Annotated in this window: 12 protein-coding genes; 4 read left to right on the top strand and 8 right to left on the bottom strand. The window is 59.1% G+C overall.

Annotated elements, in window-relative coordinates:
* Window positions 1-39 precede the first annotated feature (39 nt).
* From BM477_RS00110 to BM477_RS08320, 3 genes are read right to left on the bottom strand one after another with little or no spacing between them, the layout of a single operon-like run.
* The gene (locus BM477_RS00110) at window positions 40-567 is read right to left on the bottom strand and encodes a sensor histidine kinase (RefSeq protein WP_245792765.1); all 528 of its coding nucleotides are present in this window, start codon (window positions 565-567) and stop codon (window positions 40-42) included.
* 6 nt (window positions 568-573) lie between these two features.
* A complete protein-coding gene (locus BM477_RS08495; RefSeq protein ID WP_245792767.1) occupies window positions 574-747 on the bottom strand; it encodes a histidine kinase in 174 nt (57 codons plus the stop codon).
* 9 nt (window positions 748-756) lie between these two features.
* Entirely contained in the window at window positions 757-894 is a 138-nt protein-coding gene (locus BM477_RS08320) for a hypothetical protein (protein ID WP_158024326.1), read from the bottom strand.
* On the opposite strand from BM477_RS08320, the gene BM477_RS00115 reads away from it, so the two are divergent.
* The 3 genes from BM477_RS00115 to BM477_RS00125 all read left to right on the top strand — a co-directional run bounded on the left by BM477_RS00115 (window position 893) and on the right by BM477_RS00125 (window position 4,456).
* Entirely contained in the window at window positions 893-1,630 is a 738-nt protein-coding gene (locus BM477_RS00115) for an ABC transporter ATP-binding protein (protein WP_075360662.1), read from the top strand. The genes BM477_RS08320 and BM477_RS00115 overlap by 2 nt on opposite strands.
* Window positions 1,627-3,015 (top strand): FtsX-like permease family protein, encoded by a 1,389-nt coding sequence (locus BM477_RS00120; RefSeq protein WP_075360663.1) that lies wholly within the window; start codon window positions 1,627-1,629, stop codon window positions 3,013-3,015. The genes BM477_RS00115 and BM477_RS00120 overlap by 4 nt, the downstream gene beginning before the upstream one ends.
* A gap of 946 nt (window positions 3,016-3,961) precedes the next feature.
* Window positions 3,962-4,456 carry an alpha/beta hydrolase gene (locus BM477_RS00125; protein ID WP_084543594.1) on the top strand — a complete coding sequence of 165 codons (495 nt, stop codon included), beginning with the start codon at window positions 3,962-3,964 and terminating at the stop codon, window positions 4,454-4,456.
* Here BM477_RS00125 and BM477_RS08325 read toward each other — a convergent pair.
* Window positions 4,450-4,593: a hypothetical protein gene (locus BM477_RS08325; protein WP_158024327.1), complete on the bottom strand. Its 144-nt coding sequence runs from the start codon at window positions 4,591-4,593 to the stop codon at window positions 4,450-4,452. The genes BM477_RS00125 and BM477_RS08325 overlap by 7 nt on opposite strands.
* 157 nt (window positions 4,594-4,750) lie before the next feature.
* Here BM477_RS08325 and BM477_RS00130 point away from each other — a divergent pair, with 157 nt between their 5' ends.
* Window positions 4,751-5,905 carry a helix-turn-helix domain-containing protein gene (locus BM477_RS00130; protein ID WP_158024328.1) on the top strand — a complete coding sequence of 385 codons (1,155 nt, stop codon included), beginning with the start codon at window positions 4,751-4,753 and terminating at the stop codon, window positions 5,903-5,905.
* Between the two features lie 692 nt (window positions 5,906-6,597).
* Here BM477_RS00130 and BM477_RS00135 read toward each other — a convergent pair.
* The 4 genes from BM477_RS00135 to BM477_RS00150 form a co-directional block, all read right to left on the bottom strand.
* The gene (locus BM477_RS00135; RefSeq protein WP_075360666.1) at window positions 6,598-7,311 is read right to left on the bottom strand and encodes a TetR/AcrR family transcriptional regulator; all 714 of its coding nucleotides are present in this window, start codon (window positions 7,309-7,311) and stop codon (window positions 6,598-6,600) included.
* Between the two features lie 9 nt (window positions 7,312-7,320).
* The gene (locus BM477_RS00140; RefSeq protein WP_084543596.1) at window positions 7,321-9,144 is read right to left on the bottom strand and encodes an ABC transporter ATP-binding protein; all 1,824 of its coding nucleotides are present in this window, start codon (window positions 9,142-9,144) and stop codon (window positions 7,321-7,323) included.
* Window positions 9,144-10,979, bottom strand: a complete 1,836-nt coding sequence (locus tag BM477_RS00145) for an ABC transporter ATP-binding protein (RefSeq protein WP_075360667.1) — start codon at window positions 10,977-10,979, stop codon at window positions 9,144-9,146. The genes BM477_RS00140 and BM477_RS00145 overlap by 1 nt, the downstream gene beginning before the upstream one ends.
* Before the next feature lie 440 nt (window positions 10,980-11,419).
* On the bottom strand, window positions 11,420-14,362 hold the full coding sequence (locus BM477_RS00150) for an ABC transporter permease (RefSeq protein ID WP_075360668.1): 2,943 nt from the start codon (window positions 14,360-14,362) through the stop codon (window positions 11,420-11,422).
* Window positions 14,363-14,369 lie beyond the last annotated feature (7 nt).

The raw sequence follows: 14,369 nt of genomic DNA on the forward strand, positions 1-14,369 counted from the left end.
ACGAACCAGAAACCGCAAACACCCTCGGCCTCGGCACCCCTAAACGACCACGCCCGGCTCACCCGCGCGAAGCAGCAACGGAATCTCCCCACGCAACACGGTCGGGCCGCCCGGCGGGGAAGACAGCGAAAGGGAACCGCCGAAAGACGCCAGCCGCTCCCGCATGCCCGCCAGCCCGCCACCCGGACGGATCCACGCACCACCCGGCCCATCATCCGCAACAGAAACCCGCAAAGAATCATTCGTCGCCAGCAGCACCGTCACCGCCGCCGACGGCGCATACTTAGAAATATTCGTCAAAGCCTCCGCCACCAAAAAATAGGCGGCCGCCACCACGCCCTCCGGCAGCTGCGGCAACTCATGCGGCACCCGCACCTCCACACGCAAACGCGAACGCTCCGCCACATCCCGCACCGCGGCCTCCAAACCAATATCGGACAGCACCTTCGGATGCACATTATTGACCGTCGCCCGCAAAGACGACAAACCCCGCTGATTCACCTGCTGCGCATGCGCCAACAAAGACGGCAACTCCGCCAACTCCGGCGGCAACTCACGGCCCGACAACAGCAGCTACATCTCCCCCAAAGCCATGCCGGTCGCCACAATATACTGTTGCGCCCCATCATGGAGGTCACGCTCAATGCGGCGGCGCTCAATCTCAAACGCCGCCACAATCTCCCGCCGAGACTCCGTCAGCTGCGCAATCTCACGCGCCACATCCCGGCGCCGCCGAAAACCAAACATAACCACAGTTTAGACAGGCGAACGCAGATCCGCCGCCACACCACCGCCACACCACCCAAAGTCGCCAGAAAGTAGAGCTAGCTCTACCATAAAATCGGTAGCTACCTCCATTTTCTTCACGCCGGCACGGAGGCAGAATGGAATCATGAACGAAATGAATCTCCGCGGACGCGGTCTAGTGAAAACATACGGTACTGTCCACGCCCTCGCCGGCGTCGACATTGATCTCTTCCAGGGTGAAAGAGTCGCCATCATGGGGCCGTCCGGCTCCGGCAAATCCACCCTCCTGCACGTGCTGTCCGGCATTTTGCGCCCCGACCAGGGTGCCGTCCAGCTAGGCTCCACCACCATTTCCGAGCTTTCCGACGCGAAACGCTCCAAACTGCGGCGCACCGCTTTCGGCTTCGTCTTCCAGGACGGGCAGCTGGTTCCCGAACTAACCGCCCGCGAAAACGTCGCCTTCCCACTGCTGCTTTCCGGGGTGACGAGGGGTCAAGCCCTGAAAACAGCGGAAATGTGGCTGGGCCGGCTGGGCGTTGAATCTCAGGCACGGAAGCGGCCCGGTGAAATGTCGGGTGGCCAAGCCCAACGAGTGGCCATCGCCCGCGCCCTCGTCCACGACCCGGCAGTGCTATTCGCTGATGAGCCGACCGGCGCCCTCGACCAAGCCACCGGCCATGAAGTCATGCAGGTCCTCACCACGACCGCGAAGATGAACGGCACCACCCTGGTCGTCATCACCCACGACGCGAAAGTTGCCTCCTGGTGTGACCGGATGATTGAGATCCGCGACGGCCTCATCCACTACGATGGGCGAGTCCAGCATGAAGGGCAGAATCTGGGCGAAAGGCACGGTCTGGGCGAGGGGCAGGACCAGCAATGAACACCATCTCTCTAGCTGGCATGTTGACGAGGGCGCGACTGTCTTCTCGCACCGGCTCCACCGTGCTAGACGCCCTATCCGTAATCGCTTTCGCGGTCGCCTCCTGGCTGACCATGACCACCGCCGGTGGCGTCTGGATGTTCCACGCCCGGCAAAACACCGTCACCAAAATCTACTGGGACAGCTTCGGAATGGACTTCGGCGGTGAAGTCTACTTCGGTTTAGCGCTAGTTGCCGTGGGCCTGCTGACCATTCCACTGCTCACCCTCGGCGCCGGAGCCGCCCGACTAGGCGCCGGAGCGAGGGAGCGGCGGCTGGCATCCCTCCGACTAATCGGCATGAGCACCGGTCAAGTCGTGGTCCTATCCATCCTGGAAAGTATCATTCAAGCCCTAATCGGTTTTGGTGTCGGACTGGTAATCTACCTAGCTACACTACCGGCCTGGGGTGCGCTCAGTTTCACCACCTTGCCGATTCAGGCCAGCGAAATGCTGCTGCCCTGGTGGGGGATCCTGGCCGCCTACCTGCTGGTCACGCTGATTGCAATGACCTCCACAATCATTGGGCTGCGGCGCGTGTCCATATCCCCACTAGGCGTCGCCAAACGCATCATCCCGCTACAAGTAAGGATCTGGCGGATCCTCGTGCTGGTCGCAGCTATCGCACTGATTCTCTACCAGACCGCGCATTTCAAACCCGGCCAGGAAATGCTGGCATCCATAGTGTCCCTTGGTGTGGCGATCTTGATTTTCGTTGGAGCCGTGACGATTGTGGGGCCGCTATTCCTACAAATCACCATGCGGCCACTAGTTGCGACCTCCTCCCCCGCCCGACTGATTGCGATCCGGCGCGTTGTCTCTAACGCTCGGGGAGCCTGGCGGAACATTAGCGCAATCGTCCTCATGGGTTTGGTCGCAACCATCGCCTCCAGCCTCATGAAAGTCAGTTTCAACCCAAACGCCGACCAGACCGTGAACGGGCTCAGTTTCTACCAGCTACTAGGCGGAGACATCTCCAAAGGCGTCATGGTCGCCTTCGCGTTCTCCCTCATCATTGGGGCGACCGGCACACTGATTCAACAAGTCTCTGACGTCTACGACCGGGCCGAAGAAGCCCGTAGCCTAATCTACGTTGGCACGCCAGTGCGCACCCTGATTCGAGCCCGCTTCATCCAAGTACTGCTACCGCTAATGGTTTCCACACTGTTCGTTGTGATCCTAGGATTCCTGCCCGCCACCGCCCAGCCAGCACTGGTGAACTGGCAGAACATGTACGTGCTGCTGGCAATGGTTATGGCAGGTATCGCCCTGACCTTCGCCGCACTACTGGTGACCGTGCCGATTCAACGAAATATTGTTTCCGCCCGGGTCAGAAGAAACGACTAGGAGTAAATGGTTTCGTGATTCATGTCCTTCAAGCCGAGAGATCATCTAGGTACGGACAGAAAACCTACCACAGTGGGTTTCCACCGTGTATCACTGACCTTGCCTGAAGGAAGTTTTATAGGCCGAGGAGGGGGCTCAACGTGAGTCCCCTCCTCAAGCTAATTCAGCGTAGTCGTTTCGTCCGCTGACTGTGTGCCAGCCGCGCAACCACCCCGCCGACTGTGCACCCAACCGCACAACCACCCCGCCGACTGTGCACCTTAACAACAATTGTGCACCTTGCCGCGCGGCCGCCCCGCCGACTGTGCACCCCACCGCACAACCACCCCGCCGACTGTGCACCTTAACAACAATTGTGCACCTTACACGGTGCACAATTGTTCGTAAGCATCACGCTCGACGAAATGCGTCCAAACCGCACCGACGTCAAGCCGCCTGATCCACACATAAACCACTACTGTTTCAGCCAACACCGGCGGGTTGCCAGCGCACCCCCCATCACCCTCGTCACCTTCAAGAAAATGTGTGCAAAAAAGCCACAATCGTACGGTTGTGTGTGGGATTTCGCCACACAGTTTCAATAGTGTGTGCGAAAATACCAAAAAATGGCCAAACTCGGGCAAATTCGGGCTTTTTCCCACACACAAATGGCAGCCAAGAGAAACCAAGCCCCCACTGTGTGACCGGGTGACCGCCTCACCGCTGCGTGAGCAGGTGACAGCCTCACCGCTAAACTCCCAGAGCAGTTAATGAGGAAGCAAACACCGGACTTCTGTCTATAATTGCTCAAAGTAAGCCGAATATGAGGGGCGGGCGAATACAAAAACTGCATGCGATTGACACTGGCGCACCCTGAAAGGGCACAATCGTAGCTTTTCATGGCGTCACCGATAATGCCGCCAGTCTGAGCGGACTAGCAGAACACTGAGAAACAGAGTGGAGAGTCATCCGCGTGGACGCGCTCGGACACGGACACAGCCCTCGGTTTACAGCTGAGCAACTCCTGCGACCCTTCGACGCTATGGTGGAGAAAGCCGCAGAGGTATTGCGCTGGGCGGCCGGGCAAGGCGGCTCTTCCCCCACAAAAATCATCCTCTGCGGGCACTCCATGGGCGGAGCCATCGCCGCCCGACTGGCCGCACAACACCCCGAGCTGGTCCGCGCCGTCATCCTAGAAGATCCTGCCCTGCTAACTGACCAGCAAGCCGAACAATACCGGGCCGGCGCAGCGGACCTCGTTTCCCGCCAGCAGCGCATCGCCGCGGACCCGGGAACAGCCATCCGGCAGCTACAAGACTCACACCCCGGCTGGCCCGCTGAAGAATACCAAGCCTGGGCGGAAGCAAAATCCCAGGTCGACCTAGACTTTCTCAACACCGGAATCGTCGGGAGTCCGACCGCTCCCTCCTACACGAACTCACCGTCCCCACCCTGCTACTGACCGGAGACGCCGGCGATGTCCTCTTCGGACCCGACGCGCAAACAGAAATCGCCTCCTACCAGAACCCCAACCTGCAATACGTGCTCATTCCCGGAGCCGACCACTGCGTCCGGCGTAGCCGCACCGACGCCTTCCACGCCGCCTGCGACACCTTCCTACAACAGACTTAACCTGACCGGCGAGTTTCCAGCGCACCCCCCTCGTCCTCGACACCCCAAAATAAAACCCGCTAAAATAAAGGGAAAACCCGGCCCCGCAACTGCTGGTTGCGAAGTTCAAGGTCGGGTTACTGGAATGCAACTGGGATCCTCGGCAGAATCTCTAGTGACGCCAGATATGCTGGTGGCAGAGAGGAAAGAGAGACTAGCCATGATCATGGCCGACAAAATCATTGACCTGCGGAAGCGAAACGGGTGGACCCAAGATGGTTTAGCCGCCCGCCTAGGAGTAAGCCGGCAAGCCATCTCCAAATGGGAAAGCGCCCAGTCCGTACCGGACCTGAAAAACATCCTGGAAATGGCGCAACTTTTCGACGTCAGCACCGACTACCTAGTCCGGGACGAGATGACGCCCGAAGATGAAGGGCTGCGGGCCCCCGAGTTGAGTGGCGAGACCGCGCACATCAAGGCCGAGGACGAGGGAGCAGCGGGCGCTGACGCGCGAAATGTGCAGCCCTTGCGGCAAGTCAGCATGGAGGAAGCCACACAGTTCCTGACGCTGAAACAGAAATCATCCGGTCTAATCGCACTGGGCGTCGCAATCTGCATCATGTCAGTTACTCCACTGATGACGCTGAAATGGCTGTCCGCAAGTAGCATACTGCCGCTACATGAACATGTTATCGAAGGTATAGCTGTGCCGGTAATGCTGCTGCTGATCGCTGTCGCGGTCACTATTTTTGTGATGCAAGGATTCAAACTCTCCAAGTTCAAATACCTCCAAGATGAACCCTTCGAGACTGCCTACGGCGTCACTGGCATGGTGAAACAACGACAGGAAGAAATGCGTTCAAGGCTTCTCATCAGCATTATCGTCGGAATAGTACTATGCATCATAGCGCCGTCTGTGATTCTGATAGGAACAGCACTGCTTGACGATGCTGTGGGCATCTACCTCGAGCTTTTTGTGACCGTAATGTTTGCACTGATTGCCGTCGCGATTTACTTGTTCGTTTCGGTAGGGATTCCGTGGAATGCCACTAAGATACTCTTGCAGGAGAGCGATTATGAGCCAACCAAACGAACGGTAGCGATAAAGATTAGCCCATACGTGGCAATTTATTGGCTGCTCACGACGGCACTCTATTTGAGTTACAGTCTGCCGACCAACGACTGGGGTCGCTCCTGGGTAATCTGGCCGGTGGCGGGCGTACTGTTCGCGGTTTTCTACATTGTGTTGGAGAGGGTTTTCCGCTCCCGAATTGAGAAGCAGCGGGGTTCGCGTAGCTGAGTGTGCTGCACGCCGGCGGCCAGCCCACCGACTGTGCACCTTAGCAACAATTGTGCACCTTACACGGTGCACAATTGTTCGTAAGCATCACACTCGACGAGATAAGCCGACTGATCTGCATAAAACCACTGCTGTTTCAGCCAACACCGGCGGGTTGGCAGCGCACACCCTCACCCTCGTCGCCTTCAAGAAAATGTGTGCGAAAAAGCCACAATCGTGCGGTTGTGTGTGGGATTTTGCCACACAGTTTCAATAATGTGTGCGAAAATACCAAAAAATGGCCTAATTCGGGCTAATTCGGGCTTTTTCCCACACACAAACAATAATGTGTGGAAAATTGCCACACACAAACAGAGAAAATGGGTACTCCACCCATGGAATCCCACCGACTGTGCACTTCGCCGCACGGCCACCCCGCCGACTGTGCACCCCACCGCACGGCCACCCCGCCGACTGTGCACCCCACCGCACGGCCACCCCGCCGACTGTGCACCTTGCACGGTGCACAATTGTTCGTAAGCATCACACTCGACGAAATCCATCCAAACTGCAGAGGGGTGGGGATGGCTAGCGGCAGATAAGCTACGGAGAAATGGATGATGAGCAGAGGGACTACCGCACCGACACCCCCGGCAAGAGGCGAATTGGATACGGAGCCTAAGCGGTAGCCGCGCAACCAGCCGCGCTGGCGCTCAGCCCCCAGCAAGCCGCCGGAAATGCTCCAATGTCACTTCCCGCACCTGCGCATCACCAAACGCCGCCAGCACAAACTCCACTTTCACATCTAAGAATCCGCGGCCCAGCCAGTTCTCGTTGACCTCAAAGTAGGCTGGCCCCGGCTCCGGATCCGCATTGTACCTAGCTTTCGCTTGCTCCATCATTGGCACCCCGGACTCATCAACTGAGGTGATTTCTTGCACCCCAACATAGGTCGACAAAGCAGTGTCGCCCAGAAAATCCAGGGCGAAAGCCGCCAGCTCTGGCCCACCCTGAAAGCCGGCGGCCAGCATCCGCTCCACCATGGTGTTCACGTACCGTTTAATGTGTACGTGCCCGCCCGGGTGATGAATCAGCGCCACCGGAAACCCCGGATACCGCTCGCACATTCCCCACACGTCGTCCACATATTTGCGTAGCTGATCCTGCCAGCTGAGGGAGGCCGAGGGCGCTTCCAGCTCACCGGCGATCCGAGCTAAAGCCGCATCCACCAAGGCCGCCCGGTCAGCAAACAGCCGGTACAAGGACGCGGTCGTCACACCCAAGCGTTTCGCCACGGCAGCGAAAGTGAACCGGTCAAGACCGAGGTTTAGCGCAGCCTCCACCGCATCGGCGGTAGAAAATTTTGGTTTCGGCCCGGTTTTTCTACCGAAATGTCCGGACTGGGGTGAACCCTCGACAATCATCATGAAACCAGTTTAGCGTTCCTCGGTGAGACGCCAGCCGGCCACCTCAACGCGGCGCTGCCAGAAGGTACGGTACGGCCCGTCAATATTGACTAGCTCATCGTGCGTGCCGCGCTGCGCGATCTTCCCGTCAGCACTAAGCACAATGATCTGGTCGGCGTGGCGGACAGTGTCCAGCTTGTGCGCGATCACCAGCAGGGTGGAGCGGTGGCGGAGCTGCTCCACGCTGGCCAGCACATGCTGCTCATTTTCAGCATCGAGGGCGCTGGTTGCTTCATCCAGCAGCACGATGGGCGCCTGCTTCAGCAGGGCACGGGCCACAGAGACGCGCTGGCGTTCACCGCCGGAGAGGCTGCGGCCACCCTCGCCCACCCTGGTTTCCCAACCGTTGGGCAGGCGGCGGGCAATCTCGCCGACACCAGCTAGTTCGGCTGCGGCGATGGCGTCCTCACGGGTGGCGTCCTCGCGGCCAATCAGGATGTTGTTCAGCAAGGTGTCATCGAACAGGTAGACGTCTTGGAACACCATAGAAAGCTGCGCCATCAGGTCGGCGGTCTTGAGTTTGCGCACGTCCACACCGCCAACGCAAACGGTGCCGGAGGTGACGTCCCAGAAGCGGGCAATCAGTCGGGCGATCGTGGTTTTACCAGAACCAGACGGCCCCACGATCGCGACAACGGACTGTGCGGGAACCTGAAAGTTGATATTCTCTAGGACGGGTTTGCCGGGCAGGTACTCAAAGTTTACGTTCTCGAACTGGATGGTGCCGGGCGCGTTCAGCGGGGCGCTCTGCTGCGGTTCGGGGAGTTCTTCGGCCCCTAAAATTGTGACGATTTCTTTAATCGAGGGCACCCCGGATTGGATACCAATCGCGAAGCTGACCAGGTCGGTGACGTTTTGAAAGAAACGGATCACGATACCAATAATCACTAGGGTTTCAACGGGGCCGAGGGCGCCCGTGCTGGCCGCAATCGCAGCGCCAATCGCCAGTACTACCACCACGATTTGGGTGTCGATACCACCAACTAGGTTAGCCAGAACGTTCAGCCAAAGACCGCGCTGATTGGCGCGTTTCGATTCTGCTTGGGCGGCTTCCAGCGGCTCATAGTGCCCGGATTTGCCGGCTGCCCGCAGGGCGGGCTGAGTGCGGGCGAACTCCACAATCCGGTCGGCTAGTTCCCGGTTGGCGGGCGCTTTGGGGCGTTTCCCGGCCCGGTCAATGTGTTGTGCCAGCAGCATTAGCGCCACCATGAAGGGCAGGGCAATCACCATGGCTAGGCCAAGTTTCCACTGCCATAGCCATGCTCCCGCAATTAGGACGGGCAGGGCGACCGCGTTGCGGATGACGTTTTGTAGTAGGTGCGCGTCAACCTGGGCAGCCTCCATCAGTCCGTCACTGACGAGACGGGAGATGCCGCCGGCCCGGCCGGCTTCGAACCAGCCGAGCGGCAGACGCGCTAGTTTCCGCCCAATCGAGGCATGCACATTGTTGAGCGTGTCGAGGGCTCCCTGATAGGAGTTCATTGCGCCCAGATAGCGCAGCACCGCGTTGGCCAGTGCCAGTAGCGCAATCATAATCATCCACCAGGTGAAGTTCAATCCCCAGGCGGTTTCCCCGGTCGCTAGTGACACCATGGCGGGCAGTGCAAGCACCATGGAGAGCCCATCGATGGCACCAATAATAGAGTTCAGCACCATGCCTTTGCGGTAGATTCGCAGTCCGTCTGCACTGTAGAGACGGTTGAAAAGATCGCGGCGTAGCGGGTGGCGAAGATTGGTTTTCCAGTGTTCTTCCTCGGCCTGAAGGGCGCCGGGTTTGACGTTAGTTTGCGGCATTACTTTGCCTCCTGCGGTGCGAAGAGCTTTTGCATGTGCGGGTGGTTGGCGACCTGTTCGGGGGTGCCGAGGGCGGCCAGTTTCCCGTCTTCGATGATGGCGACTTGGTCGCAACCGATGATGGCGTTGGGCCGGTGCGCGATGACTAGGACGGTGCGGCCCACGGCGAGGCGGCTGAGGGCCCGCTGGATTTCGGCTTCACTGTCGGGGTCGGTGGAGGCGGTGGCCTCGTCAAGAATGAGCACGGGCGTGTCGGCCAGCAGGGCGCGGGCGATGGCGAGGCGTTGCGCCTGCCCGCCGGAGAGTTGCACGTCGGTGCCGTAGATGGTGTCTAGGCCTTTGTCTAGGGCGCGAATATCGTCAGCAATCTGGGCGTCGGTGAGGGCGTCCCAGATTTGCTGGTCGGTAGCTTCGGGCCGGGCCAGTTTGACGTTGTCGCGGATGCTGGTGCGCACCAGTTGCGGGTCTTGTAGTACGAAGCTGACGTTCCGGTACAGCATTTGGGTGCGCATTTGCGTGATTGGCACCCCGCCGATGGTGATGGTGCCGGTGTCGGGGTCTTGGAAGCGGGCCAGCATGGTGGCGAGCGTGGATTTGCCGGAGCCGGACGGCCCGACGAGGGCGGTTACGGTTCCTTGCGGGAGGCGCAGGTTAATTTTGTCGAGGGTGGGGGTGGCGGCGGTTTCATCGTATTTGAAGGTGACGTCGCGGTATTCCACATCGTAGGTTTCTAGTGTCTGGTCGATGTTGCCTGCATCGGAGAGTACCGGAGTGTCGAAGGTTTCAAGGATCCGGTAGGCGGCGTTTCCGGCGCGCTGATATGACCAAGTAATCATCAGGATTTTGTCGATACTGGAGGGAATGACGAGGGAGATTAGCGATGTCACAATCACCTGTGGGATGGTGACTATGCCGTGACTGACCATGAGGCCACCGACTGACAGGTTGATGAGGAGGAGCAGCGGCACCGCAATGAATGATGCGGATGTGGCGGAGACTTTCAGGAGCGGCCCCACCCAGTCAAGGTAGAAGCGGATGAAGTTTTTGTAGGCGGTCTGGTACCGGTTGTGTGCTTCGCCGGTGCGGCCGAAGGCTTTGACGATGACGACACCGTCGGCAAATTCGACGGCGGTGGAGGACACGTTCGCCAAATGCTCATCCATGATGGTGGTTTTGGCGCCCATGTCTTTGGTTTGGACTGCTTGGAATCCGATGTAGAGCGGGATGGTGGCGACGGTCAGCAGGGCGAGACGCCAGTCGATGCTTGCCGCGTAGATCAGCAGGGCAAGCGGCGTGATGATGGCTGCGGCATTATCGACGGGCGCGTGGGCGACGAGGACGTGCAGTGTTGCCGTGTCGTCTTGGATGGCTTTACGAACGCGGCCGCTGGTCGTGGAACTGAACCAGGCGAGCGGTGCGTGGGAGAGTTTTTCAACCAATAGTTGGCGGATATGCGCGGTGAGGGTGCTGTCCGCGAAGTGGGTGACTGTCAGGCCAACCACGTAGACCATGATTTGGAGGAAGAAAGCACCAATCAGGAACATGACGGTGTCCATGACGGCGTCATAGTCGGGTAGCTGTCCGGCTTTGTGGGCGGCGAACACAATATCGCCGAGCCAGACGAGGGCGATGTAGGGGGCGACGGCCAGGATACCGGATAGTCCGCCGAGGATGCGGCCAATCATGAGCTGAATCTTTACTGGCTTCATCAGCTCTTTGAGCGCAGCGTTAGCGGCTTTCCGTTTGTCTTTATCTTCGGCGGTGGGGACTGAGGTGTTTATCTTGGGGGCTTCCGCTGCCGGGGCACCTGCCACTGGTTCGTTTGGTATAGCCATAGTGTTATCCAGAACTTTCGTTACGCTGCGTCGGCCAAGAGCCTCCGCAAACAACTATCAACACAGATTAGGTTACCCAAACCTTAGTTAATTCTAAACACCATTTAGTATTAACTGGGTCACACATTTTTAGCGATGTGGGAGGCCTCGCTCACCGACACACCCTCGGCCCCCACTACCCCTCCGTACAGGTCAACTCCACCGCTCAGCCGCTCAGCCGACCATATCTCGCAAAATGTGAAAGAAACAGCCGGCTTCACCCATTTTCACCCAGTTTTGTGTGGCAAAACCCCACACAAAATCAAAACTGTGTGCAAAAAAGCCAAAAAACGGCCAAATTCGGGCAAAATCTGGCCTTTCCCCACACACAAACAAAACAGTGTGGCAAAAACCCACACAGTTTCAGCGCCAGAGAAGACTCTGCGGCAGCGCGCACCCCACTAATCCCGACTACGCACCGACAACGGCAACCGCACCCGACTGGTCAGCCAGATTAAAGAAAGCATCAGCAAGGGCGCCGGCACCGCCAACACCAGCAGGTCAGCCCAGGGAATCACCACTCGATAAACCCCGTCGTCGTAATTCATTTGCAACCGAAACCGCGCCCACGACAAGGCAAAACCGGCGACCGCCCCCAAAACAGTGGAAACCAACAGCAACAGGCCGGCCTGAGCCGTAGCGTAACGGCGGGCAAAACCGGGCGGCGCCCCGACCGCAGACAAGGTGGCCATATCTGCCTGCATCTGGGTGCGCGACAGCGCCAAAGAAATCCAGACGGTAGCGAACAGAAGTCCCAGCAAACCAATCCGCAACGAGTGCAGCATCCACCAAGGTGGCGCTGCCGTCATCTTCGGCACCAGGTAGCTCATCACGCCCTGCAAATCACCCAGCTCCGACCAGGCTTCCTCCAGCTGCGCCTGGGTAAAACTGTCCCCTACGCTCTGATCCAGTACCAGAATCTGACCGTATAAATGAGCATCGTAATATCCCAGTTCTTTCGCCAACTCTGGCGACGGCACAAAACCCGTCCGTGCTAACAGGTTGTAGACGAAAGCACCCGGGAATGCCCGGTTCGCTATCACTTCGGACTGTAAGCTGCCGGAGGCATCATGCCGGCTGCGATTCACGCTAACCCACGCCTGGCCGGTAGCCGGATTGTAGGCGTAGCCGTTAGAAACCACGACTCCCCCAGCATCCAGCACTTTCGCAGCCTCCTCAGCGCCGGGCACCCCGGTGGCCCGCATAGCATCACCGGTAAGTACCGGATTTTCCGGCAGTTCCAGATCGCCATAAATGCCGGCGCCAGAGACTACCGTCCGCCGCGTACAGGTCAACGGCTGGGTCGGGTCTCGCCGAGACTCCAGTGTGGTATTCAAGCCCGGCGGGCAGCTCTCCCCCGGCCGGTAGCCCAAGCTGTAGTAGCTTTCCGGATAGATTTCAGAACCGGACGGCTGCTTAACCTGCTGCGGTCCGCCATGCTGGAGACGCTCCGCTGAGGCGGCCACTTCCTCCGCATTGTACATGTCGGCGTGGGCAACAATCGGTAGCTCTTTCTCAAGGATTTGCCGGGTCTTATCCACGAGTTCCCGGTTGAAGTCTTCCTCTAGTGGGATTTTCGGAGCAATCAGGATACGTCCCTGCGCAATAAGGCGATCATTCACATCATCCTTCCACTGATCCCAGGTCACCAGGGTGGTCGTAGTGGAGACGTACAGCATAACCACCATCAAAGTGGCGGAGGCGACTGGGATGACCCTGCGTCGATGAATGGTGGCGTCACGTGCAGCTAACCGCCAGGCCAGCCCGACGCGACTCCCCCTCGTCCTCGACGAAAGCAGGTGGAACAGGTGCGGCAGGGCGGACACCAGCCCTAGGACGACCAGGACCGTTCCGACCCCGCTCAGCAGGTAGAGCGTGGACAGCATGCCAGAAGAGGCTCTGATTTCCACCTCTTTCCGCGTGTAAATCAGAAGGGAAGCCCACGCTCCGACGCCGGCCAGCAGCAGTAGCGGCGGCAGGAAACGGTAGCGGGGGCGCGTATGAGCATTCGCCACATACCCGGTCAAGGTTTCCAGTAGATTATTGCGGTTCACCCAGATGGCGGGCAGCAGCGAGGAAATCCAACCACACAGCAGCCCGGCCAGCACAGCTACCGGCAGTAGCCACCAGGTGAAATTCCCCGCCCAGCTGAGCGGATCGAAACTGAAATCCTCCAGCCCTTCCGCCCAGTACTTTTGCCAGGTCATTAGCCCGAGGCCAGTCACACCTAGAATCAGCCCACCGAGGGCGCCCAGCACTCCCCCTAGCAAACCAACTAGGCTGCCCTGCCGGGTGATGATACGCCGCAGTTGCCGTCCGGTCCCGCCGGCGACCGCAATCATGGCGAGGCTGCGGGCCGCTTGCTCCGCCGACACAGTGAAGGCGGGAGTCAACAGGAAGAGCGCCAGTAGCCCTACGATTGCCACGGTGACAGCTAGGTCCACTAGCGATCGGGACAGAGACTCGGCGTCGATTTCTACCGGGTAGCGTTCGCTTTCTGGTGGCGGGTTCAAGATGACGTCCCGCGAGAAGACGATCGCCCCGACACGGTTGATTTCTTTGATTTGCGGCCAGGTGACGGGCTCCGTCCCGGTCACCACGTAGTTACCGAATACGCCGTGCACGCCGGTGAGCGTGTCTTTCACCCAGCCGGGTGCCGCCCAGATTTTCGGCAGGCTGTGGCTGTTTTCGTCGGGGACGATGCCGGCGACCTGGTAGGTGAAATGCTTCTCGTGGAACGCGCCTTCTTGGCCGCCATCAAATTTGGCGGGGGCGCCGGATAGTGCTAGTTGGTCTCCGATGTGGGCGTGGAGGTAGTTGGCGGCGGATTGGTTTAGTACCGCGTGCGGGACTGGGTCCGAGGACGAGGGTGCAACGGCGAGTGCTGCCTGCAGTTGTGCAGCGGCGTCGGCGGGGAGCTCCGCGATTAGCGGCATGATCTCCGGCTGGGCTTCAGTGATTTTAAGAATGGCGATGTGGCGGTCGTTTTTCGCCAGCACATTTGGAGATAACCAGAATTGCCAAAGCTGGTTTTTGGCGTTGAGATGCGGAGCGATTTGCTCTGCACTGGCGGCCATTTTGTCCATGTAGTTTTGGATGCCCATTTGCCCGTGGTAGGGCTGTTTGACGGTTATGCCTTCCGGGTAGGGTTGCGCTAGGATGCGCGCCTGCGCCCCGGCCGGCACGTCTTTCAAGGAGACGGTTTCGATGCTGGGGCTGGCCAGTTGCACAGCGACTTTCGCGGTGCCGGCGCTGATGGGGACGGCAATCAGGAGGGTGGCGAGGATAGTTCGGGTGAGGTGACGGCGGGCGTCTCGCCACGCCATTTTCCATGCGAGTTTCATGATTTCA

This window comes from Boudabousia marimammalium (assembly GCF_001936115.1).
In the GTDB taxonomy this organism is placed as follows: domain Bacteria; phylum Actinomycetota; class Actinomycetes; order Actinomycetales; family Actinomycetaceae; genus Boudabousia; species Boudabousia marimammalium.